The sequence below is a fragment of the uncultured Sneathiella sp. genome (genome assembly GCF_963973085.1).
Lineage (GTDB): Bacteria > Pseudomonadota > Alphaproteobacteria > Sneathiellales > Sneathiellaceae > Sneathiella.
This window is the reverse complement of sequence record NZ_CAXAXA010000002.1, coordinates 663472-686451: the sequence shown is the minus strand read 5'-3', so window position 1 is coordinate 686451 and position 22980 is coordinate 663472. Positions and strand designations below refer to the sequence as shown.

At 56.3% G+C, this 22980-nt stretch carries 24 protein-coding genes; 8 read left to right on the top strand and 16 right to left on the bottom strand.

Going from position 1 to position 22980, the window contains the following annotated elements:
- Positions 1 to 140: 140 nt before the first annotated feature.
- The gene (locus AACZ19_RS07610; RefSeq protein WP_339632595.1) at positions 141 to 599 is read left to right on the top strand and encodes an Lrp/AsnC family transcriptional regulator; all 459 of its coding nucleotides are present in this window, start codon (positions 141 to 143) and stop codon (positions 597 to 599) included.
- On the opposite strand, the gene AACZ19_RS07605 is transcribed toward AACZ19_RS07610, so the two are convergent.
- The 3 genes from AACZ19_RS07605 to AACZ19_RS07595 all read right to left on the bottom strand — a co-directional run bounded on the left by AACZ19_RS07605 (position 596) and on the right by AACZ19_RS07595 (position 3587).
- The gene (locus AACZ19_RS07605; RefSeq protein WP_339632593.1) at positions 596 to 2590 is read right to left on the bottom strand and encodes a hydantoinase/oxoprolinase family protein; all 1995 of its coding nucleotides are present in this window, start codon (positions 2588 to 2590) and stop codon (positions 596 to 598) included. The genes AACZ19_RS07610 and AACZ19_RS07605 overlap by 4 nt on opposite strands.
- 15 nt (positions 2591 to 2605) lie before the next feature.
- A complete protein-coding gene (locus AACZ19_RS07600; RefSeq protein ID WP_339632591.1) occupies positions 2606 to 2989 on the bottom strand; it encodes a VOC family protein in 384 nt (127 codons plus the stop codon).
- Positions 2990 to 3086: 97 nt separating this feature from the next.
- Positions 3087 to 3587 (bottom strand): single-stranded DNA-binding protein, encoded by a 501-nt coding sequence (locus tag AACZ19_RS07595; RefSeq protein ID WP_339632589.1) that lies wholly within the window; start codon positions 3585 to 3587, stop codon positions 3087 to 3089.
- A 205-nt stretch (positions 3588 to 3792) separates the two neighbouring features.
- Here AACZ19_RS07595 and uvrA point away from each other — a divergent pair, with 205 nt between their 5' ends.
- From uvrA to AACZ19_RS07580, 3 genes are all read left to right on the top strand, one after another.
- Positions 3793 to 6687 carry an excinuclease ABC subunit UvrA gene (gene uvrA / locus AACZ19_RS07590; protein WP_339632587.1) on the top strand — a complete coding sequence of 965 codons (2895 nt, stop codon included), beginning with the start codon at positions 3793 to 3795 and terminating at the stop codon, positions 6685 to 6687.
- Between the two features lie 4 nt (positions 6688 to 6691).
- The gene (gene trmFO / locus AACZ19_RS07585) at positions 6692 to 8035 is read left to right on the top strand and encodes a methylenetetrahydrofolate--tRNA-(uracil(54)-C(5))-methyltransferase (FADH(2)-oxidizing) TrmFO (RefSeq protein WP_339632585.1); all 1344 of its coding nucleotides are present in this window, start codon (positions 6692 to 6694) and stop codon (positions 8033 to 8035) included.
- Positions 8036 to 8208: 173 nt separating this feature from the next.
- Complete coding sequence (locus AACZ19_RS07580; RefSeq protein ID WP_339632584.1) at positions 8209 to 9201, top strand: hypothetical protein; 993 nt, start codon at positions 8209 to 8211, stop codon at positions 9199 to 9201.
- Positions 9202 to 9213: 12 nt separating this feature from the next.
- Here AACZ19_RS07580 and AACZ19_RS07575 read toward each other — a convergent pair whose 3' ends face one another.
- Positions 9214 to 10062, bottom strand: a complete 849-nt coding sequence (locus AACZ19_RS07575) for a phytoene/squalene synthase family protein (RefSeq protein ID WP_339632583.1) — start codon at positions 10060 to 10062, stop codon at positions 9214 to 9216.
- Positions 10063 to 10219: 157 nt separating this feature from the next.
- Here AACZ19_RS07575 and AACZ19_RS07570 point away from each other — a divergent pair, with 157 nt between their 5' ends.
- Positions 10220 to 10813 carry a superoxide dismutase gene (locus AACZ19_RS07570; protein ID WP_339632581.1) on the top strand — a complete coding sequence of 198 codons (594 nt, stop codon included), beginning with the start codon at positions 10220 to 10222 and terminating at the stop codon, positions 10811 to 10813.
- A 61-nt stretch (positions 10814 to 10874) separates the two neighbouring features.
- Here the strand turns inward: AACZ19_RS07570 and AACZ19_RS07565 are convergent, their stop codons facing one another.
- The 5 genes from AACZ19_RS07565 to yajC all read right to left on the bottom strand — a co-directional run bounded on the left by AACZ19_RS07565 (position 10875) and on the right by yajC (position 14921).
- The gene (locus AACZ19_RS07565) at positions 10875 to 11489 is read right to left on the bottom strand and encodes a urate hydroxylase PuuD (RefSeq protein ID WP_339632579.1); all 615 of its coding nucleotides are present in this window, start codon (positions 11487 to 11489) and stop codon (positions 10875 to 10877) included.
- An 88-nt stretch (positions 11490 to 11577) separates the two neighbouring features.
- Positions 11578 to 11955, bottom strand: coding sequence for an Mth938-like domain-containing protein (locus AACZ19_RS07560; protein ID WP_339632577.1), 378 nt, complete (start codon positions 11953 to 11955; stop codon positions 11578 to 11580).
- A gap of 28 nt (positions 11956 to 11983) precedes the next feature.
- The gene (secF, locus tag AACZ19_RS07555) at positions 11984 to 12952 is read right to left on the bottom strand and encodes a protein translocase subunit SecF (protein WP_339632575.1); all 969 of its coding nucleotides are present in this window, start codon (positions 12950 to 12952) and stop codon (positions 11984 to 11986) included.
- A gap of 13 nt (positions 12953 to 12965) precedes the next feature.
- Positions 12966 to 14549 (bottom strand): protein translocase subunit SecD, encoded by a 1584-nt coding sequence (gene secD / locus AACZ19_RS07550; RefSeq protein ID WP_339632573.1) that lies wholly within the window; start codon positions 14547 to 14549, stop codon positions 12966 to 12968.
- Positions 14550 to 14561: 12 nt separating this feature from the next.
- The gene (gene yajC / locus AACZ19_RS07545) at positions 14562 to 14921 is read right to left on the bottom strand and encodes a preprotein translocase subunit YajC (RefSeq protein ID WP_339632571.1); all 360 of its coding nucleotides are present in this window, start codon (positions 14919 to 14921) and stop codon (positions 14562 to 14564) included.
- A gap of 249 nt (positions 14922 to 15170) precedes the next feature.
- Here yajC and AACZ19_RS07540 point away from each other — a divergent pair, with 249 nt between their 5' ends.
- From AACZ19_RS07540 to AACZ19_RS07530, 3 genes are all read left to right on the top strand, one after another.
- Entirely contained in the window at positions 15171 to 16028 is an 858-nt protein-coding gene (locus AACZ19_RS07540) for an ATP-binding protein (protein ID WP_339632569.1), read from the top strand.
- Positions 16029 to 16062: 34 nt separating this feature from the next.
- Positions 16063 to 16701 carry a thiopurine S-methyltransferase gene (tmpT, locus tag AACZ19_RS07535; protein ID WP_339632567.1) on the top strand — a complete coding sequence of 213 codons (639 nt, stop codon included), beginning with the start codon at positions 16063 to 16065 and terminating at the stop codon, positions 16699 to 16701.
- A gap of 88 nt (positions 16702 to 16789) precedes the next feature.
- A complete protein-coding gene (locus tag AACZ19_RS07530; protein WP_339632565.1) occupies positions 16790 to 17203 on the top strand; it encodes a PaaI family thioesterase in 414 nt (137 codons plus the stop codon).
- Here the strand turns inward: AACZ19_RS07530 and AACZ19_RS07525 are convergent.
- The 7 genes from AACZ19_RS07525 to tatA form a co-directional block, all read right to left on the bottom strand.
- Positions 17200 to 18345 carry a LysM peptidoglycan-binding domain-containing M23 family metallopeptidase gene (locus AACZ19_RS07525; protein ID WP_339632563.1) on the bottom strand — a complete coding sequence of 382 codons (1146 nt, stop codon included), beginning with the start codon at positions 18343 to 18345 and terminating at the stop codon, positions 17200 to 17202. The genes AACZ19_RS07530 and AACZ19_RS07525 overlap by 4 nt on opposite strands.
- A 79-nt stretch (positions 18346 to 18424) precedes the next feature.
- Positions 18425 to 19066 carry a protein-L-isoaspartate(D-aspartate) O-methyltransferase gene (locus AACZ19_RS07520; RefSeq protein ID WP_339632561.1) on the bottom strand — a complete coding sequence of 214 codons (642 nt, stop codon included), beginning with the start codon at positions 19064 to 19066 and terminating at the stop codon, positions 18425 to 18427.
- Entirely contained in the window at positions 19063 to 19821 is a 759-nt protein-coding gene (gene surE, locus AACZ19_RS07515) for a 5'/3'-nucleotidase SurE (RefSeq protein WP_339632559.1), read from the bottom strand. Before surE ends, AACZ19_RS07520 begins: the two co-directional genes overlap by 4 nt.
- Positions 19822 to 19834: 13 nt before the next feature.
- A complete protein-coding gene (gene serS, locus AACZ19_RS07510; protein ID WP_339632557.1) occupies positions 19835 to 21118 on the bottom strand; it encodes a serine--tRNA ligase in 1284 nt (427 codons plus the stop codon).
- 137 nt (positions 21119 to 21255) lie between these two features.
- Positions 21256 to 22131, bottom strand: a complete 876-nt coding sequence (gene tatC / locus AACZ19_RS07505) for a twin-arginine translocase subunit TatC (RefSeq protein WP_339632555.1) — start codon at positions 22129 to 22131, stop codon at positions 21256 to 21258.
- On the bottom strand, positions 22128 to 22607 hold the full coding sequence (gene tatB / locus AACZ19_RS07500) for a Sec-independent protein translocase protein TatB (protein ID WP_339632553.1): 480 nt from the start codon (positions 22605 to 22607) through the stop codon (positions 22128 to 22130). The genes tatC and tatB overlap by 4 nt, the downstream gene beginning before the upstream one ends.
- Positions 22608 to 22660: 53 nt before the next feature.
- Positions 22661 to 22894 carry a twin-arginine translocase TatA/TatE family subunit gene (gene tatA, locus AACZ19_RS07495; RefSeq protein WP_339632551.1) on the bottom strand — a complete coding sequence of 78 codons (234 nt, stop codon included), beginning with the start codon at positions 22892 to 22894 and terminating at the stop codon, positions 22661 to 22663.
- Positions 22895 to 22980: the final 86 nt, after the last annotated feature.

The following is a 22980-nucleotide window of genomic DNA, read 5'->3' as shown; positions in this document are numbered from 1 at the left end:
TTCTTCCAGTTACGCTTTATGCCTTACTCTTGAAAAACATATTACCGGAATTATCGGAAATATTTATCCTTTCTTGACGTATTTGAGCAAAAATGTGAAACATATGTTTCATTATTAAAAAATATACGGACTGAAATTTCATGGACAACATTGATCTCAAAATTTTGGCCCAGCTCCAACAGGACAGCTCAATCGCTGTCGCCGATCTCGCCGCTGAGGTCGGCTGTTCCCGCACGGCCTGCTGGCGGCGGATCAAGTCACTGGAGGAAACCGGCGTCATCCGCGCACAGGTCAGCCTGCTTGATCGCAAAAAACTCGATCTACCGGTTACCGTCTTTGTCGCCATAAAGACCAGCCGCCATGACGTGGAGTGGCTAAAAAAATTTGCCGAAACCGTCGATAACTTCCCGGAAATAATGGAGTTTTACCGGATGAGCGGGGACATCGATTATCTGCTGAAAGTCGTGGTGCCGGATGTTGCCGCCTATGACCGCTTCTATCACCGCCTGATCCAGCGGATTGATCTTTCCGATGTCAGCTCGAATTTCGCGATGGAGGAGATAAAATTCACCACCGCCCTGCCGCTTCAGGGGGGTTAGCGCGCAATCCGCGGACGCCCGAAGGCCACGACCTGCATCAGGCTCTCTACGAAGACTTCCTGCCCGGCGATATGGGCGACATTATCATGGCGTTCAAACCGCGTGCGCACATCCCCGGCACCTGCCTCCAAGGCCTGCTGCCGGGCATCCGCAGTCAATAATTTCTCTGCCTCAAGGACCGCTTCCGCCAAAGTCCGAAAATCCAGCGGATCTCCCATATGGAAAAGCCGGAAGCCATCATTCTCGGTCGGGGAAATACTGGCGCTTACCGTCAGGCGGACTTGCCCCACCACCGCGCCGACCGCGTTCGCCACCCCGGCGAAATCAGGGATAACGGCTGTCGTACCGAGCTTCTTCGCGACCTCCGGGTAATAAAGATGCGCTGATGCGCCGAGCCCGATTACCGGCAAGCGCAAGGCAATGTCCATATTCACATAGGGATGATGATCCGATAACGTTGCGGCCTTCAGTAGCATCTCGGCATTCCGGCCCGGCAGCGGGTCTTTTGCCAGCGCGGCCTCCAGCAGCGTCTCACTCGATCTCCTGACCACCGTCTCCATGATCAGATGGGCGAGATCCGGCGCGGAGGCGGCAATCGCATGCCCCCGGACATCGCGGTTTCGCGTAAATAATATCGCCGCTTTTTCCGCAGCGTCCCTGTCCCAGGTGTTGTGAAGGCCTAGGATATGCGCCGCATCGGACGGCGTCAGCCCGGAGATCATCACAAGACCGGACGATACCAATCGCTCTAACGCGTTATGCTGGCGGCGGCGCAGGAGAAGTTTTTCAAGCGGTTGCGGCCTCTCCCGCAGGGCCTCAAGAAGCTGCCGCTCCATCTCACTGAGTGTTTCCAGATGCGCACTTTTTCGCCCGACTGCAAGCGCGAACCGGCCGTAACTTTCCTGTTGCCGGTCTCGTCCCAACTGCGAATCCAGCGTTCCATGCACAAGCTCCGGATAATCTGTCGCCAGCAGGCTGACCGGCACCAGGCGCCGCGGTCCTAGCGCTAGTTCCAGCTCCATGCCGGTCTTGACGGCAGAAACCTCGCTATCCCCGCCAAGGCCGACAGTGTATATCGCGACGGCTTCCACCATCGTCCGCCATCCGCCGACCGTTGCGCCGTCGGGATCAAGGCGCGGACTGCCGTCTTTGAGAATGGCGACATCCGTCGTCGTGCCGCCAATATCGGAAACGATGGCGTTTTGCTCGCCGCTAAGGTAAGCGGCCCCGACAAGGCTGGCCGCCGGTCCGGATAATATCGTCTCAATCGGCTTGATCTTGGCCACCTCCGCCGCGATCAGTGCGCCATCCCCCTGCACCACCATCAACGGCGCCATGATACCCATCTCCTTAAAGAGAACCTCACTGGAGGAAATCAGGTGGTGGATCAAATTGATCAGCCGCGTGTTGAGGACGGAGGTCAGCGCCCGGCGCGGACCGTCAAGCTTGCTCGACAGCTCATGACTGCAGGTCACGCTGTTGGCGGAATGCTCGAGAATAATGTCCCGTGCCCGCAGTTCATGCTCCGGGTTTCGGATGGCAAACAGTCCGGCTATGGCAAAGGTCGATACAGACCCTCCAAGCGCGTCCAACTCCGCCGCCAGCTTGTCTTCTGCCAGCGGACACAGCGCCTCCCCCTGGCCGTTATGGCCACCGTCCAGAAAAATAACGGGATCACCCTTCAGCGCGTCGCGCAATCCGTTTCGGTTGAGCGCGTCATCATCGAAGCCGATCAACACCAGACAGATACGCCCGCCCTGCCCCTCCACCAGCGCATTGGTCGCCAATGTGGTGGAGAGGGAAACAAGCCCGATATCCGCCGGTTGCGCCTTCGCGTCCTCTATTACGCGCGAAACGGACTTGCCGATACCGATGGAAAAATCCTGCCGCGTCGTCAGGGATTTGGCGCTGGCGATGATCCCGTCGTCCTCATCCAGAAGCACCGCGTCGGTATAGGTTCCGCCGGTATCAATGCCGAGCAAAAGCGCCATGTTCCCCTTTTCCGTTTATGCAGGCTGCGGGAAGGTCAGAATCTCGACCTTGTTGCCGTCCGGGTCCGTGAAGAAGGCCCCGAAATAGGTAGTGAGTGCCGCCGGGCGCATTCCCGGCTCCCCGGCATCCGCGCCGCCATTGTTAAGAGCCGCGTCGTAACAGGCGGTTACCAGTTCCTCACTTCGGGCACGAAGGGCAATGTGACAGCCGGTATCGGCGGCGACCGGTGTCATATCCGGGCGTACATTTATCCAGAATTCCGGGAATTTCTTGCCATAGCCGATGGCCGTGGGACGGTCCGCAATCCGTGTCATGCCAAGCAGTCCGAGAACAACGTCATAGAACGCCCCGCTTCGCTTCAGGTCCTTCACCGCAACGGAAATATGGTCTATCGCCATGTTCGCCTCCCCCTGTTCTCCGGGTTCTCCCCCATCCCATAAAAAAGGCCGCCCGCGACGGACAGCCTTCTTTCACATCGTTCCTCTCATGCAGCGATCAGAACGGGATGTCATCATCAAAATCACCGCCCATGCCGCTACCGGCCGGACCGCCATAGCTGCGGTCGTTACCGCCGGAAGCTCCGCCGCCGCCATATTCACCCCCCCCGCCTTGTCCGCTGCCATAGCTGCCACCGCCACCCTGGCCACCAGCGCTATCAAGCATGGTTAGTGTCGAATTGAAGCCCTGCAAAACAATTTCGGTCGAATATTTGGTGATGCCGTCCTGTTCATACTGGCGGGTCTGAATCTGGCCTTCGAGATAGATTTTCGAGCCCTTCTTGAGATATTGCTCGGCAATCTTGCACAGCCCCTCGCTGAAAATCACAACGCGGTGCCATTCCGTGCGCTCCTTGCGTTCGCCGCTATCCCGGTCGCGCCAGGATTCGCTCGTCGCCACGCGCAGGTTGCAGACCGGTTTGCCGTTATTCATATAGCGAACTTCAGGGTCCGCACCCAGGTTACCAACAAGAATGACTTTATTAACGCTGCCCGCCATAGTGTTTTCCGCTTTCGATTCTGTATTGCCCTAAAAATTTCTGGCCAGACAATAACGTGCAAAGCCGCCTCTGGCCAGAGGAATTCCGTGCTTTTGTGAACCGTGAACAAAATGAAAACATAATTTATCATTATGGGTGGTAATTTGACCCGTTACCTTATAAATTCCGGCTCAGATTCAAGCTTACGTCAGGTATATTATCCGAATGCAGAAAATTCTCAGCATCCGCGGCGCCCGCGAACATAACTTGCAAAACGTCAATATCGACATCCCCCGCGACGAACTGGTGGTGATCACCGGGCTGTCCGGATCGGGCAAGTCGTCCCTCGCCTTCGATACCATCTATGCAGAGGGGCAGCGCCGCTATGTCGAGAGCCTGTCGGCCTATGCGCGGCAGTTCCTGGAAATGATGCAAAAACCGGATGTCGACCATATCGACGGCCTCAGTCCGGCCATCTCGATCGAACAGAAGACAACATCGAAAAACCCCCGCTCGACGGTCGGCACGGTCACGGAGATATACGACTATCTGCGCCTGCTCTATGCCCGTATTGGCGTGCCCTATTCCCCGGCGACGGGTCTGCCGATCACCAGCCAGACGGTGAGCCAGATGGTCGATCAGGTCCTGGCTATGGGCGAGGGCAAACGGCTTTACCTTCTGGCCCCCATCGTGCGCGGCCGAAAGGGCGAGTACCGCAAGGAATTTCTCGATTTACGCAAGCGCGGCTTCCAGCGGGTCAAGATCGATGGCGAGATTTACGATATCGAAGAGACTCCGGAACTCGACAAGCAAATCAAGCATCATATCGATGTGGTCGTTGACCGGGTTGTGTTGAATGCGGATATCCAGGGTCGGCTCGCTGATTCGATTGAAACAGCGCTTGATCTTGCCGACGGCCTCTTTGCCGTCGAGGATGCGGACAGCAAGGAGCGAACGATGTTCTCCTCCAAGTTCGCCTGCCCGGTTTCCGGCTTCACGATTGAGGAGATCGAACCGCGCATCTTCTCCTTCAACAACCCCTATGGCGCCTGTACGGCATGCGGTGGCTTGGGCACGGAAATGTATTTCGATCCCGACCAGATCGTGCCCGACGTCACGCTCACCTTGCGCGAAGGGGCCATTGCCCCCTGGTCCCGCTCCCAGACGCCGGCGCCCTATTACATGCAGACACTGGAAGCGCTCGCCAAACATTACGGTTTTACCACCACGGAGCCGTGGGAAGAAATTAGCGAAGAAGCGCAGAAGGCAATTCTCTTTGGCACCGGAGAGACAAAAATCCAGATTACCTTCGATGACGGGCTTCGCACCTACAAGACAAACAAGCCGTTTGAAGGCGTGATCCCGAATATCGAGCGGCGCTGGCGCGAGACCGATAGCAGCTGGGTGCGGGAGGATCTGGAGAAATACCAGGACAAGACCAACTGTTCCAAATGTGGCGGGCACCGGCTGAAAGAAGAAAGCCTCGCCATCCGGATTAACAACCTGCATATCGGCGAAGTGGTTAGCAAATCCATCCTCGACGCCCGCAAATGGTTCGAGGAACTTTCCGGCGTCCTGTCAGAAAAAAACAACTCGATTGCCGAACGGGTACTGAAAGAAATAAACGAACGGCTTGGCTTTCTCGTCGATGTCGGGCTCGAATACCTTACGCTGTCGCGCGGCTCAGGGACACTTTCCGGCGGCGAGAGCCAGCGTATCCGGCTGGCCAGCCAGATCGGCTCCGGCCTGACCGGCGTGCTCTATGTGCTTGACGAACCCTCCATCGGGTTGCATCAGCGCGACAATGCCCGGCTGCTGAAAACCCTCATCAACCTGCGCGATCAAGGCAATTCCGTCATCGTCGTCGAGCATGATGAGGAAGCAATTATGACCGCTGATCATGTGGTCGATATGGGCCCGCGCGCCGGTCGTCATGGCGGCCGCCTGATTGCGCAAGGCACCCCTGAAGATATCATGAAGGCGCCTGAAAGCATTACCGGCAAATATCTGTCCGGAGAGATGGAAGTGCCTTTGCCTAAGCAGCGTCGTCGTATTCAGGAATCCCGCCAGATCCATATCATTGGCGCACGGCATAACAACTTGAAACGCGTGAATGTCAGCATTCCGCTCGGCACTTTTACCTGCGTGACCGGGGTTTCCGGCGGCGGCAAGTCATCGCTGATTATCGAGACGCTGTACAAGGCCATCGCCAAGAAGCTCAACAACAACCGCAACCACCCCGGCCCGCATGACCGGATCGAGGGGATCGAGTGGCTCGACAAGATTGTCGATATTGACCAGTCCCCTATCGGGCGGACGCCGCGTTCAAACCCGGCGACCTATACCGGAGCCTTTACGCCGATCCGCGAATGGTTTGCGGGCCTGCCCGAAGCCAAGGCGCGCGGCTATAAGTCCGGGCGGTTTTCTTTCAATGTGAAGGGCGGGCGTTGCGAGGCCTGCAAGGGCGACGGGGTGATCAAGATCGAGATGCATTTCCTGCCGGATGTCTATGTACAATGCGATGTCTGCAAGGGCGATCGTTACAACCGCGAGACGCTGGAGATCAAGTTCAAGGACAAGTCGATCTCGGACGTGCTCAACATGACCGTAGATGATGCGGCGATCTTCTTCAAGGCCGTGCCGAACGTCCGCGAAAAATTCGAGACTTTGCAGCAGGTCGGCCTTGGCTATATTCACGTCGGCCAGCAGGCGACGACGCTTTCGGGCGGCGAAGCCCAGCGCGTCAAGCTCGCGAAGGAACTGTCCCGCCGGGCGACGGGCCGCACGCTCTATATCCTCGACGAGCCGACCACCGGCCTGCATTTCGAGGATGTACGGAAATTGATGGAAGTGCTGCAGGCGCTTGTCGATGCCGGGAACAGCATCCTCGTGATCGAGCATAATCTTGAGGTTATCAAAACCGCCGACTGGGTGATCGATATGGGTCCCGATGGCGGTGACGCCGGTGGTTATCTGGTGGCGGAAGGCACTCCAGAAGATGTCGCCAAGGTGGCGGAAAGCTATACGGGGCAGTATCTCAAGGATATCCTCGCCAAGCGCCCCGCCGTCAAGCAGGCGGAAGCTAGGGCGAAAAAGCCAAAGAAGACGAAAGCCGCGTGATCCCATGACCGCAGAACAGAAACCGGTTCATATCGTTGGTGGTGGCCTCGCCGGGAGCGAGGCAAGCTGGCAGGTCGCATCAAAGGGTATTCCGGTCATCCTCCATGAAATGCGCCCGGTGCGCGGCACCGACGCGCATCTCACCGACGGGCTGGCGGAACTCGTTTGCTCTAACTCCTTCCGTTCGGACGATGCGGAGAATAACGCCGTCGGCCTTTTGCATCGGGAAATGCGGGATATGGGGTCGCTCATCATGGAGAGCGCCGATATCAACCGGGTCCCGGCGGGCGGCGCGCTTGCCGTCGACCGGGACGGTTTCTCCGCCTATATTCAGGAAAAAATCGAGGCGCATCCCCTGATCACCATCGCACGGGAGGAAATCACCGACCTGCCGCCCGCAGACTGGGGACAGGTGATTATCGCAACCGGGCCCCTCACCTCCGGCGCGCTGGCCGAAAAGGTCCATGCCGCGACCGGGGCCGATGCTCTCGCCTTTTTCGATGCGATTGCCCCCATCGTCTATAAGGACAGTATCGATTTCGATATCGCCTGGTTCCAGTCGCGCTATGACAAGGGCGACGGATCGGATTACATCAACTGCCCGATGACCGAGACAGAGTACCGCGATTTTATTCAAGCGCTCAATGAGGGCGGCAAGACAGAATTCAAGGAATGGGAGAAGAATACCCCCTATTTCGATGGCTGCCTACCGATTGAGGTCATGGCGGAGCGCGGGCCGGAAACGCTGCGCTTTGGACCGATGAAACCGGTCGGCCTTACCAATCCTAATTCTGACGAGAAACCCTACGCCGTCGTCCAGCTGCGACAGGATAACAAGCTCGGCACGCTCTACAACATGGTCGGTTTCCAGACCAAGCTCACCTATGGCGAGCAGAAGCGTATTTTCCAGACCATCCCGGGGCTTGAGAAGGCGGAGTTTGCCCGCCTTGGCGGTCTGCACCGCAATACCTTCATCAACAGCCCGGAAGTCCTCGACGGGCTGCTCCGACTCAAAAATCACCCACATATCCGCTTTGCCGGGCAGATCACCGGCGTCGAGGGCTATGTCGAAAGCACGGCCATCGGCCTGATCGCAGGGCGGCTGGCGGCGGCAGACATTTCCGGCGAGCAATTCATCCTGCCTCCCGTCACGACCGCCATGGGCGCTATCCTCAGCCATATCACCGGGGGCGCAGATGCCAAAACCTTCCAGCCTATGAATGTCAACTTCGGCCTGTTTCCGCCGCCGGAAGGCAAAATTCGCAAGAAAGACCGCAAACAGGCCTATACGGGACGCGCGGCAAAGGATTTTTCGGACTGGATATCCCAATCCGCCGCCGCTGAATAAAGCCCGCATCCGGATCCCGGATCCCGGGGCCCTTCCCGTCATGCAATTCGCTCTTTTTAGTAACCTTTTGTATAGAATATCCTTCTATACTCACGGACTGGAAATTATTGCTGTTGTCAACAAGTCTAAGTCGGCAGTCAAATTAGCACCAGGTACTAAAACCGGATCAAGGTATGAGTAACTTGCAGGCAGATCAGATGGAAACCCGAAATGCGGTAGCGGATTCAGCAGACGAAAAGCGCGATCCGAGTGTTTTCTTTGCCTTTGATCACAAGATATTCAAGGTCGCGGGCAGCTATTTCCGCCTGACCCATGACACACGGGAGCCCTGCTATTACGTCAATCTCGGTGAGATGAAGGGGGCGATCCCGACGAAAACCCTGTGTGGCGAGTTTGGTATCGAGAAAGACAGCTCCGACGCGCAGCTACTATCAACGATTGGCAGCGCACTCAAGTTCGTCAATGAAATCCGTCCCAATGATTCCATTCCCCGGGAACTTCTCGATGGCTCTGCCTCCTGGTCGATCAGTGACTCCCACAAGGAAATCGCTCGCGGTCGTATTACGGTGCAGCTCGTCTCCTGGATGAGCGGGGACGAGGAAATCGTTCTCAATATCGAGGAGCTGGAGTCAATCTCCAACGATCCGGCAACCAAGGAAAATGTCCAACAAGCCTTTCGTGAAATCGCCGAAAAGCTTGGAATCAAGCGCGAAGACGTCGTCGCCAAAATTGATGACATCATCCGCGAACTCGCTTATATCGAGGCTCTGCGAGACTATTATGCAGGCATCAAGAAGATCAGCACTAACCTTCAGCGGCTTGCCTCACTCTATCGACGGGACCGCTCGACATCCGAGGAACTGAACCGGATGCAAATCCTGATCGATCCGGTCATCAAGAAATTTGACCGGACGTTTGCAGAGATTGACGGGCAGACCTGTGAAGTTATGGTCATCCTGAAAAACTTCCAGCCAACAGTCGATACCGTAAGGCGAACCCGCGATGACCTGCATCAGCGCTTCATGGTCTGGCGGGACATGGTCAATAATTGGGATGGCGTGATTATCGAGGAAGGCCCGGAAGTCGAACGTCTATTGAAGCTGACCTATCAGTTTCTTGCCCGGAATTTCATGCAGTCGCAGACCTGGCGCCTGGGCGGCATGTAACCCGCAGCACCGTTACCGGCCAAGCGACAACACAACAATTTTCCGAACCGCTCCGACATCCATTTTCCGATGCGCAGGATCATAGCCCGCTGCATGAAGCCGGGCGAGATAAAGCGATGTCAGCGACGCGAGCCGAAACGCCGGCTTTTCAGACTTTGGCCGGTTTGCAATAAGTCTGTTCGCTGTCTCCTGTTCATGCCTCGCTTTTGCAGTCAATTCCTCGACGATCCTGAAGAACGCCGGCCGGTTCTCCGAGCTGAAAAGGCTGTCCGCTGTGAGACCTTGCGCCCGGATCATCTCGTCGGGAACGCGCAAAATATCCTGCGCCACATGATAGGGAATGGCCCGGATAATGCCGGTAAGGGCATAAGCTTTGCCAACGGCGCGCGCCGCGTCCTCCCCATCTTTTTCCGTACCCCCTGAAATCCGGAAAACGAGACTGTTGAGAAGGCCGCCCGTCTGATCCGCATAGTCGAGTAACTCCCCGGTTGTCTCGAAAGGTAGCGGATCAAGATCCAGTGCCCGGACATCAATCATCCGAAGTAGCATTACCGGATCGAGATTATATGCCGGAATGATCTCGGCCAATGCTTCAGCAACTGGATGGACAGGCGGTTTCCCCTGATCTGCGATCGCGTTTACGGCATCCCGCCACCATTGCAGCCGGATATCGCCCAGGAGTGGCTCCGACACGGTTTCGCGAACACGGGCAATTTCCGCATGGAAAGCTAGCAGCGTGAAGATCCCTTGCCGGGCAGACGGAGGCGCATAAAGCGTAGCCAGCCAACGGTCGTAATCATACCGCTTTACTTCGCCGGATAAATAGCTGTTCTGGTCCGTTTCGCTCAGAGATGTCGTCATCTTTTAAATAGAATCATTATAAAAAACTGGAAGACTGCTTAAATTGGTATATATCTGTAGGGACAACATATAGCGAGTTCTTTCCCCTGTCAGGGGCTTGAATTTTCACCGCATAATGAACAACGATTTGACCACTAAAAACGGTAAGAGGATAATCATGGCTTTTGAACTTCCCCCCCTTCCTTATGCAAAAGACGCTCTGGCACCGCATATTTCCGCAAACACTTTGGATTTTCATTACGGGAAACATCACAACGCCTATGTGACAAACCTGAATAACCTGCTGGCTGACGGTGATTCCCGCTCGCTTGAGGAGATCATGAAGGACACGGCCGGAGATTCTTCCAAGGCCGGTGTCTTCAACAACGCCGCCCAGGTCTGGAACCATACCTTCTACTGGCATTCAATGAAGCCTGGTGGAGGCGGCAAGCCATCCGGCGCAATCGCCGCAAAAATCGATGAAGATTTCGGCTCCTACGATAAATTTGTCGAAGAGTTTAAAACCGCCGGGGCTACCCAGTTCGGCAGCGGCTGGGCCTGGCTGGTCCTCAATGGCGGCAAGTTGAAGGTCACGAAAACGCCGAATGCGGAATGCCCGCTAACGGGTGGCGCAACGCCGCTCCTGACCATGGATGTCTGGGAGCATGCCTACTATCTCGATTATCAGAATGCCCGTCCAAAATATATCGAAACATTTCTGGACAGCCTGGTGAACTGGGATTTCGCGAACGAAAACCTCGCCAAGGCATAAACGACAGCTTCTCGAAACAAAGGCGCTTCCCGCAGGAAGCGCCTTTTTTCTTGGGCCGCCGCTAAAACAGGTTCTGCGCCGACACCATCGCATACAGCATCGGGATCGATAGCAATGTGTTGGTTCTGGAGAACAGCATCGCGGTTCGCGCCGAGGCGGCCTTTGTGCCCGCATCCGCCTCGACAATCCCGAGGGCCTTCTTCTGGTTGGGCCAGATCACGAACCAGACATTGAACCACATGATAATGCCAAGCCACATGCCGATCCCGATGGCAACGCTCTTATCGACCGCAAAACCATCCGCCGCGCCGAGAGTAAGCGCATCAACCAGATACCCGTTCATCCACGCCAACAGCAACCCAGTCACGATTGTCGCCATCGCTGCCCAGCGGAACCACCACAATGCGGCCGGCGCAATCACCTTGCCGATCGCCGGTTTCTGCTCATCGGGAATGTTCGGCATGTTCGGGATCTGCACAAAGTTGAAATAATACAGCAGCCCTACCCACATCACGCCGCTCAAGACATGCAGCCAGCGCATGATGAAGGCGCCATAGGCATGTCCACCCATATCGAATCCGCCACCTGTCACCGCACTGACAATCGCCGCCATGATGATGGTTAGAACAACACCCGCGATAACCGTGTTTCTGAGGCTTGATAATATTGCCGCCATAATCTTGTCCCCTTCCCAAAGATACTAACTGAAAGGAATCATAAGACCGGCACGCGGCAAATGTAAAGTCTCTAATATATAAGGATGGTTAAACTGCGATCAGCGCGGCAGCGACCCGACGGCGTTCCAGAAGCAGGACATTATAGGTCCGGACGGCGGCGCCCGTTCCCATGGCGTCAATGACGATCCCCTTTTCCCGCAAGGACGTGCGGATATCATCCTCAATAAAGGCCATGGATGTGCCGCATCCGATCAGCAATATTTCGATATCCTCGCTTGCCGCCAAGAGGTCCGACAGGCTCTCCAGCGTAAGCTGGTCAATATCCCTTATCGGCCAGGGCCGGGTTTCCTCCGGCATGACGAGGACCGAGCCGTCGTAACGCACACCGCTCACGCGGAAGCCTTCATCCCCATAACTGTTGATGAGTTGCTGCCCTTCCTTCGGAAGGCCGGAAATATCCTGCATGCCGTCTCCTCAAGCGGACGTTAATGTGTCAGCTTTTTTCTTCGGCGTTATCATCGGTTCTTTCGGCGCCCTGAAATCCGTCCTCTTCCTCTTTCTGATGAGTAAGACCGATATGCAGGAGAACCGGTGCGGCGACAAAAATGGACGAATAGGTCCCGACGACGACACCGAAGATCATGGCTGTCGCAAAGCCACGAATGACCTCTCCCCCGAATATGTAGAGCGCGACAAGGGCGAGTAAAGTTGTCAACGAGGTCATCGTCGTCCGCGTCAATGTCTCGTTGATCGAGAGATTGATGAGATCTTCCACCGTCAGCTTCTTGTAGCGCCGGAAATTCTCGCGAATCCGGTCATAGACGACCACCGTATCATTGATGGAATAGCCGACAATCGTCAAAATCGCCGCAACGGAGGCAAGGTTGAACTCAATCCCCGTGACCGAAAACATGCCGATGGTCAGCACAACGTCATGCACCAGCGCAACCACGGCCCCCACAGAGTAATGCCATTCAAAGCGGAGCCAGATATACACCAGCATCGCCAAAACCGCGACGATCACTGCTTCCGTCGCCGCTATCACCAGTTCCTCGGACACCGTCGGGCCGACAAACTCAACCCGGCGATAGGAAATGCTGTCCCCGTAATCCGAGGCAAGCTGCTGCTTGATGACATTCACTGCCTCCTCCTGCGCAGAGGCGTCCCCTTCCTGCCGTTGTACCCTAATCAGGATATCCGTCTCGCTGCCGAAGGTCTGCAGGGCAATCTGACCGAGGTCGAGGCCACCGAGAGAGGAACGCATGTCGCCAAGATCCGGCGGTGTCTCCGTGCCGATCTCGATCAGGATGCCGCCCTCGAAGTCGATTCCCTTGTTGAGGCCGACAGAGAAGAACATGATCGCCGATCCCAAGATCAGCAATCCGGAGAGAACAAAGGCCAGCATCCTGAATTTCAGGAAAGGGATATTGGTATTATCCGGGACCAGCTTGAGTTTATACATGTTTCCGGTACCCCTAAATCTCAAGTGTCTTCGGGCGCTTGCGCTGCATCCAGAAGGATATCAGCATGCGCGAGAGCATGATCGCCGTAAACATGGAACCTATAATCCCGATCAGCAGCGTCACCGCAAAACCCTTGACCGGACCGGAGCCCATGACGAAAAGAATGACGGCGGCGATGCCGGTCGTCACATTCGCGTCGATAATTGTCGTAAAGGCGCGGGCAAAACCGGATTCCACCGCGTTCAGGGGCGATTTTCCGACCCGGACTTCTTCACGGATACGCTCGAAAATCAGGACATTCGCATCCACGGCCATACCGATCGTGAGCACAATACCGGCGATACCGGGAAGGGTTAGCGTCGCGCCGAGAACCGAGAGAACCGCCATGATCAGGAAGATATTCATGGCCAGCGCCACATTAGCGATTAGTCCGAACAGGCCGTAACTGGCAATCATGAAGACCGCAACCGCAATGATGCCAATAATTCCGGCAACCTTTCCGGCAGCTATGCTGTCGGCACCAAGATCCGGCCCGACGGAGCGCTCTTCGAGGATATCCAGCGGCGCCGGCAAGGCGCCCGCCCGCAAGAGCAGCGCGAGGTCCTGGGCGCCGGCCACATCAAAGCCGCCACTGATGACAGCAGAACCGCCCAGAATAGGCTCGTTGATCCGCGGCGCGCTGACCACCTTGTCATCGAGGACAATCGCAAAGGGTTTCCCGACATTATCGCTGGTCGCGCGACCGAACTGTTTCGCGCCCAGCCCGTCAAAGCGGATGGAGACAACCGGCTGACCATCCTGGAAGGTGGCTTGCGCATCCTCAAGATTCTCGCCGGACACCATGACCCGGCTTTTGATGATATAGTTCCGCCCGTTTTCCTCAAGCGCCGGCAGCCGCTTGGACCCCGGCGGAACCCGTCCCACCGCGCCTACATCCGCTGTCAGGTCAACCAGATGGAATGTCAACTGCGCCGTCTCGCCCAGCAGCCGCTTGATCCGGTCCGGATCGTCAACACCGGGAAGCTGCACCAGAATTCGGTCCGTTCCCTGCCGCTGGATCGTCGGCTCGTTGACGCCGGTCTCGTCCACACGGCGGCGGACAATCTCTATCGATTGCTCCACGGCGGCCACGAGGCGTTGAAGAACGGCCTGCTCGCTCGGGGTCAGGGTCACGCGCCCACCGTCTTCCACCTCGATCACTACGTCGCGCTGCCCATTCGCCATGATGTTGGAAAGGCTGGAAAGCCGCTCACGTGCCTTCTCCTCCTCCGCCGGATCGCGTAAAGTGAAGGAGACCGCTGTCCCGTCATGACCAAGGTCACGATATCCGACGTTATCGCCCTCCTGACGCAGGCTGTCACGCACGCCGTCCACCAGGCTATCCATCATCTTGGTCTTCACGGCGCCAGCATCGACCTGTAGCAGGAGATGAGAGCCGCCTTGGAGGTCAAGACCAAGGTTAAGCTGCTTCGTCGGCATCCAGCCGGGAAGTCCGCTCAAGGCGGACTTGCTGACGAAATTAGGGAGTGTGTAGATTATCCCGAAGGCGCAAACGATCACGACAACGATAATCTTCCACATCGGGAAGCGGTTCATAAGGCAGGGCCGTTATTTTTTGAAAAACTTGGAGACCGGGTTGCCGCCCTCGGGCTTGTCCCCTTCTGTCTTTGTCTCTTCCGCAGGGGATGCCGCAACGGGCTCACCCTTGGCCTTGACATCGGTCAGGGTCGATTTCACCACATCGATACGGACATCCGGCGCAACCTCGATCTGGACAACGCCATCATCGCGAACTTTCGTTACCTTGCCCATGATACCACCGGCGGTCACGACATTGTCGCCACGGCGCACGGCATCAATCATTGCACGATGCTGCTTGGCGCGTTTCTGTTGCGGGCGAATAAGAAGAAAGTAAAACACGACGCCGATCAACACCAGCGGCAGAAGTTGGGTTAGTCCTTGGTCCATTGTAATCGGTCCTTTGGTACAAATCGTGACGAAGAGGCCGCGAACCGGCGCCGCCTCCGTGAATTTCCTGAACGACTTTTATATTGTTCCTGCCCCGCAATGCAAGCCGCAATCCTGATTCTGCGAACAAATGAAGGCCCATCCCTGTATCTGACTTTACCGGACGCTTGAACATTCCGCCGTATGGTGGCATTTATGTTGCCTGTCCCGTAAACTGGGGTGTGCCCCGTCAGATTTCAATTGGTGAAAATGAGTAACGAACAAATTCTCGCGCAGCTACAACGCATTGCCGACAGCCTTGAGCGCATGACACCGCCGGAAAAGGCGACCTCCGATATCAATAGCGGCGATGCGTTTGTCTGGGAAGCCGAGAGCAACTGGCTTCGCCCGATCCCGAAGGTCAACCATGTCGATATGTCCATCCTGCACGGGATCGACCGCGTGCGGGACATCCTCTATGAGAATACCCTCCGCTTTGCCAAGGGCTTACCGGCCAACAACGCGCTTTTGTGGGGCGCTCGCGGTATGGGGAAAAGCTCCCTTGTGAAGGCCTGTCATGCTCAGGTAAACAGCGACATGGACTCTCCGCTGGTGCTGATCGAAATTCATCGGGAAGATATCCCGTCCCTGCCGATCCTGATGCAGCAATTGCAGACAACAGAACGCCGCTGCATTATTTTCTGTGACGATCTCTCCTTCGACAGTGACGATTCCACCTATAAATCGCTCAAGACCGTGCTTGATGGCGGGCTGGAAGGACGTCCGGACAATGTCCTTTTCTACGCCACCTCCAACCGCCGCCACATGATGCGCCGGGACATGATCGAGAATGAACGCTCCACCGCCATCATGCCGTCCGAAGCGATTGAGGAAAAAGTGTCCCTCTCAGACCGGTTCGGGCTCTGGCTCGGCTTCCATAGCTGCTCGCAGGATGAATATCTGGAGATGATTCGCCGTTATCTCAAGCATTTCAACATCCCCCTCAGCGAAGAGGAATTCGTTCCCGAAGCCATTGAATGGACACGGACCCGCGGGTCCCGCTCGGGCCGCGTCGCCTGGCAATATATCCAGGATGTTGCGGGACGTACAGGCACGGCCATTAGCTGAACGATAACTTTGGTAATATTAAAGGAGACGTCTTTTGGAACCGGATTTCTGGCACGACAAATGGACAAAAAATGAAATCGGCTTCCACCAAAGCAAGCCCAACGCGCTGCTGGAGCGCCATTTCGACAAGCTCTCGCTGACCGAGGGACAGCGTGTCTTCCTGCCGCTCTGTGGCAAGACTCTGGATATCGGATGGCTGTTATCTCAAGGTTTCCGGGTTGCCGGCTCGGAACTGAGCGAGGCGGCGATCACCCAGCTCTTTGACGATCTGGGATTGACGCCCGATATTTATGACGTCGGCCCGCTCCAACATTTTCACGCGAAAAATATCGATATTTTCGTTGGCGATATTTTCGACCTTACCGCCGATATGCTCGGCCGTATCGACGGCATTTATGACCGCGCTGCCCTCGTCGCCCTGCCGGCCGATATGCGTGGCCCTTACACGCAGCATCTTGCCCGCATCACAGGCACCGCACCGCAGCTTCTGCTCTGCTTCGAATATGACCAGACGCTGATGAGCGGTCCGCCTTTCTCCATAGAGGGACTGGAAGTCACCCGGCATTATCAGGAATGTTATGATATAACCCTGCTGGAACGCTCTGAGTTGCAAGGCGGATTTAAAGACCGGATACCGGCAGAGGAGACCGCCTGGCTGCTTGAGGCGAGGTGATCGACGCACCGTTATTACCTCCGGGGTAATTGTCTTCGCTACGGCAACAGATAGACTTACGGTATTCACGAACGAGCGGAGAAAAAACATGTCCCAGAATGACCTGACCGCCTATATCCACGAAAGAATGCCGCTGACGGCGACGCTTGGAATCAAATGCGCGAAAATGACGCCGGAGGAAATCGTCCTTACCCTTGACTGGTCCGAAACTCTTTGCACCGGGTCCGGTATCCTGCATGGCGGAGCGATCATGGCGCTCGCCGATTCAGCGGGCGGCGCGGCGGCCTTTGCCAATTTGCCAGAGGGGGCAAGCGGAACCTCAACAATTGAATCGAAAACCAATTTCCTGGGCGCCGTGCGCGAAGGAACCGTCACCGCAACGGCAAAGCCGCTTCATGTCGGTGGATCGACCATCGTGATCGAGACGGAAATACGGAATAAGGCTGGAAAACTTGTCGGCAAGGTCACCCAGACGCAGACGGTCCTGCGGCCCCGTCCCTAGTCCAGCAGCGCGACCGGGTTGATCGCACGGCCTTTTTTACGGATTTCGAAATGCAACTGGCTTTCGGTTACGCTACCCGATGATCCGGCATAGGCAATGACGTCGCCCTTCTTGACCGCATCGCCCTTGGCGACAACGGCGCGATCCGTATGGCCATAGGCGGTTACATAGCCGTCGGCATGGGAAATCAGTAGCAAGTTGCCGAACGACCGCATTTCATTGCCGACATAGGACACAACGCCGTTCTCCGCCGCGCGGATCGGTGTTCCCTCTTTCACGGCGATATTCAGCCCGTCATTATGGAATCCCGTTTTCTTCTTGCCGAAGCCGGAAATAATCTGCCCCTTAACCGGCCAGCTGAACGACTTGCCGCTCCGTTTCGGCGGCGTCTTGATGGAATATTGCCGTTTCGGAACCGGCGGAATATCGAGCTTTGCGACCTGATAACCGGCTTCGGTCTCAGCAGCCTTCGGCGCGGGCGCAGCGGCATCTGGTGCTGATTTCACGACGGCCGGAACGGTCTCCGATTTCGGCACATCAACGACTTCCGGCAGCGAATTGATCACCACTGTCTTTACTGCCTGTGGCGCGGCGGGGGTTTCGGGGGTGATCCATTGGGTCGAGGAGGCGGACGCGATCCGTACTTCGCCCTGGTTCTTGATCGGAATTTGCAGCTTCGTCCCCGGTATCAGGGTGTAGGGCGCCGTCAGAAAATTGAAATGGGCAACCTCCGCCGTTTCCAGGTCATAGACCCGGGAAATGGCGTAAAGCGTCTCGCCTGGACGCACAGAGTGATTGCGAAACGCCGGAATTTTCAGCTGCTGCCCCGGATAGATCCGGAAAGGCTTCTGCATATTGTTCATCGCAATGACAGCCTGTACCGGCACATTGTTCTGCTCTGCCAGGCCAGAGAGCGTATCGCCCCTGTTCACGGTGATATGCTGATATGAAAGCTCCTGATAATAGGGCGAGAAATCGGCGGGCATAGCAACCTTGGTGACCATCGGCTCCGGGCGCGGCACATTGATGACCTTGGCGTTCCGAACCCGCGGTAAATAGTCGTCATAAAGGCAGCCCGCCAGTATCGGCAGTAACAGGCATACGCAGGTAACGCGACTGAATAAGGATACATACCTCGCCATAATAGGGCCAATATTAAGCATAAACGGCCGCGAATCACAACAAAATTTACCACATACAACATATAGTGCTAAATTAAGATTATTCAGCAACCCCTTGAACCATGGGCACGAATCGAACCGGCAACAGAACCTCTTCCGAGACATTGCCATCTTCATCCTTGGTTACCCGCAGGATATGCTGATCGGCGGAATCCTTGCCCACCGGCAGGATCATGATCCCGTCATTTCCAAGCTGGTCAAGAAGGGCCTGTGGCACCTCTTCGGCCGCGGCGGTCACGATGATCCGATCAAAGGGTGCCTGTTCCGGCCAGCCCTTGTAACCATCGCCGAGCCGGGTGGTGATATTGGTGATTTTAAGTTCTTCGAAGGCGGCTTCGGCCTGCTCCAGCAGGTTGCGATACCGTTCAATCGAATAAACACGGCGGGAAAGCCGCGCCAGGATCGCGGCTTGATACCCGGACCCGGTCCCGATTTCCAGCACCTTGCGCCGTTTATCCAGCTTCAGGAGCTGAGTCATATAGGCGACCACATAGGGCTGACTGATTGTCTGCCCGCTGGTAATGGGAAGGGCGATATTCTCATAGGCGCGGTCACGGAACGTCTTCGGCACGAACGCGTCCCGGGGCACTCGCTCCACTGCCGACAGAACGTCGGTATTACTGATCCCCTGCCGGCGAAGCTCCATAATCAGGCGGATTTTCTGGGCCGGGTTATCAATCACGCAAAAACACTCTTTATCTTCTCCGCCAGCGCGACCTTGGTCAGGTTGAGCTTGAGCGGGGTGATGGAGACCCGACCATTGGCAACGGACCATAAATCCGTTCCCTTGGGCGGATCACCGAAGGAAGGCCGATAGCCGAGCCAGAAATATTCGCGCCCGCGGGCATCGACCCGGTTATCAATGGAAAGGTTGGACAGATCGCGCTTGCCCTGCTCGGTTACATCGATGCTCTTGACCTGCACTTTCGGTACCGCCGGGAAGTTCAGGTTTATCAGGACATCCGGGCCCCAATCGAAATCCAGCAGTTTGCGGATGATGTCCGGTGCGAGTGCCTCTGCCGTATCCCAATGAAATGTATCCCCGTCAGGCGCAACGCATTGGCTCAGCGCGATGGACCGTACGCCAAGCAGCGCGCCTTCACTCGCCGCCGCAACCGTACCGGAATAAAGCACATCCTCACCGAGGTTGCCGCCCCGGTTAACCCCCGACAGGATCAGATCGGGCCGCTCGTCCTTGAACAGGTAGTTCATCGCCATCATGACGCAATCGGTGGGCGTCCCCTCGACCGCATATTCCTTGTCGCCATGTTTCGTGATGCGGATCGGATCATGCAACGTCAGGGAGCGAGAAGCCCCGCTTTGCTCTTTTTCCGGGGCCGCCACGTAGATATCATCGGAAAGTTCCGCCGCGATGCGCCTGAGCGTTTCCATCCCGGGCGCATTGAACCCGTCATCATTGGTCAGTAGAATTCGCAAAATACTCTTCCTTTTATTCTTCTTTTTCTGCCCGGATCTCCGTCACGCCGCCCATATAGGGCACCAGGATATCCGGGATTTTAATAGACCCGTCGGCCTGCTGGTAATTCTCCATCACCGCAATCAGCGTCCGCCCGACAGCAAGCCCGGAACCGTTCAGGGTATGGACGAACTGCGTCCCCTTCTCACCCTCCGGCCGATAGCGCCCTTTCATCCGGCGCGCCTGAAAATCGCCGCAGTTAGAACAGCTTGAAATCTCGCGGTAGCTGTCCTGCCCCGGCAACCAGACTTCGATATCATAGGTCTTGCGCGCGCCGAAACCCGTATCGCCGCTACAAAGTACAACGACGCGATAAGGCAGTTCCAGCCGCTTGAGAATATCCTCGGCGCAGGCGGTCATCCGCTCATGTTCTTTGGCGGATTGCTCCGGCGTGGTGATGGAGACCATTTCGACCTTCGCGAACTGATGCTGGCGCAGCATACCCGCCGTATCCTTGCCCGCCGAGCCCGCCTCAGACCGGAAGCAGAGCGTATGGGCAGTGAAGCGCTTCGGCAGGTCATCTTCGCTCAGGATACTGTCACGCACAAGATTGGTGAGCGGCACCTCGGCGGTCGGGATCATGTAGTGCCCCTCCCCCGTTTTGTACAGATCCTCCTCGAATTTGGGGAGCTGTCCGGTACCGAACAGGCTGTCGCCGCGCACCATCACGGGCGGGGAGACTTCAAGATAGCCTTTTTCCAGCGTATGCACATCGATCATAAAGGCCGCAAGGGCGCGCTCCAGCCGGGCAATCTGGCCGCTGGTGACAACAAAGCGCGAACCGGAAATTTTCGCCGCCGTCTCGAAATCCATCAATCCCAGAGCTTCGCCAAGCTCGTAGTGCTCTTTCGGCTTGAAATCAAAGGTCGGGATGTCTCCAACGCGGCGAAGCTCGACATTTTCGTCCTCACTCGCGCCATCCGGCACGTCATCGGCAAGGATATTGGGAAGCACGGAGAGTGCCGTGTCCAATTCATCTTGCAAGTCACGCTCGCGCGCTTCCAGTTCCTGCGCCGTCCCTTTAAGGTCTGCCACTTCGCGGATCAGCGCATCGGCATCACCGCCGGACGCCTTCGCCTTGCCGATTTCCTTCGCGGCTGCATTCCGCCGCGCTTGCAGTTCTTGAAGTTCTGTCTGAACTTCACGCCGCGCTTTATCCAGTCCCAGCAACCTGTCCGATTGCGGCGGCAGGCCGCGTCGGGCCATGGCGGCATCAAAAGCTTCCGGGTTTTCCCTGATCCATTTTAAATCGAGCATAGATACGTCATTTCGGTTTTCTGAAGGATGGATGCCTTGTGTATAAGGGCGCGGCCGCCCGCCGTCCAGAGGGGTTTGCGCAGACCGGCAAAATTATCCGGAATTTGTTGTGACAGACCCACAGGACCGACGGGAAATTACAGGTCGTCGTCCTCTTCCGCCTCGCGTGCCTCACGCTTCTTCTCAACCATGCGCACACTGACAATGGAGATCCCGTAAAGCACAATAATTGGAATGGCGAGGGTGATCTGGCTAAGCGGGTCCGGCGGCGTCAGGATCGCCGCGGCGATAAAGGCAAAGACGATTGAATATTTGAATTTCGCTTTCAGCCCGGCCGAAGAGACGATCCCCACCCGCCCGAGCAGCGTCAGCAGGACCGGAAGCTGGAAACACAAGCCGAAGGCAAAGATCAGCTTCATCGACAGGCTGAGATACTCACTCACCCGGGTTTCAGACTGGATCGGCAGCGACATGGGTTCCGCCGGGGTCGGCAGATAGCCACCAAGGCTCGGAAATTCCTTGATCAATGCGGCAAAGGCGCGGGCATAGAGCGTCGCCTCCCCGCTGCTTTCGAAGCTGAGGAGGAATTTCCACGCCAGTGGCATGACAATCTCATAGGCAAGCGCCCCGCCCATAAAGAACAGGATGGGCGTTACGATAAGAAACGGCAGAAAGGCCGATTTTTCATTCTTGTAGAGGCCCGGCGCCACGAATATCCAGATTTGCGACGCGACAATGGGAAAAGACACGAACATTGCCGTAAAGAACGCAATCTTGATATAGGTGAAGAACGCCTCATGCAGCCCAGTGAAGATCATGCGCCGGTTTTCCACATCATCGCCCATCGCCTCAACCAGCGGGCGGACAAGGAAGGCAAACAGGTCTTCCGATACAAGGTAGCAAAGGATAAAGGCAATCAGGAGTGCGAGAACCGAGTAAACCAGCCGGTTGCGAAACTCGATCAGATGCTCCATCAGGGGAGCTTTGCCCTCTTCCATATCGGTTTCACTCACGATGCTTTGGTTTCCGGCTTGGGTTCTGGCTTGGTTTCAGAAGGTTTTTCCGTCGCCGTATCGGCGCTGGCAGGGGCCGGTTTCTGGGCCGGGGGCTCTGCTTTTTCCGGCGCCACCGCCGCTGTATCGCTTTTTGCCGGCGGCGCGGAATAGTTGTTGGCGCTGTCGCGCGGGTCTTTAATCTGCGGTTTTATATCGTTGAACAGCCCGTCTTTCGACCCGGTCGGATCGACGGCGTCCTCAACCTGCTTCTTGATATTGAAGCTCGTGTCCTTCTTCAGGTCCTTGGTGATTTCATCAATTTCCGTCTCGCGGGCGAGATCGTTGATGCCGGACTGAAACTCCCGTGCCATGCCACGGGCCTTGCGGATATATTTGGTGACGGTCGAAATAGCACGCGGCAAATCCTTCGGGCCGATCACGAGAACCGCGATCACCAGCACAAACACCATTTCCGACCAGCCAATATCAAACATGGCTTTTCACTTCATCCGACTTGAAGGGTTTCACGTAATTGACCGTCGGGCATTCAGCCCTGAGCAGCCTTGTCCTTTTTCTCCACCTTATCGTCATTGCTGGTGGACTCCAGGACTTCGGTTTTCTCGCCTTCGGCGGTTTCCGGCTTGTCTTCTTCGCCCATGCCTTTTTTGAAGTTCTTGATGCCCTTCGCCAGATCACCGGCGACACGGGGCAGCTTGCCTGCTCCAAAAATGATGAGCACGATGACAAGGATCAGTATAATTTGCCACGGACCAATACTCATGTTTTAAGCTCCCGTTCTCGTATCGAGAATATCATAAATTTATTTGCCGCCCGCCTTGCCCGTTCATCGCCCCATTTAGGGACAAT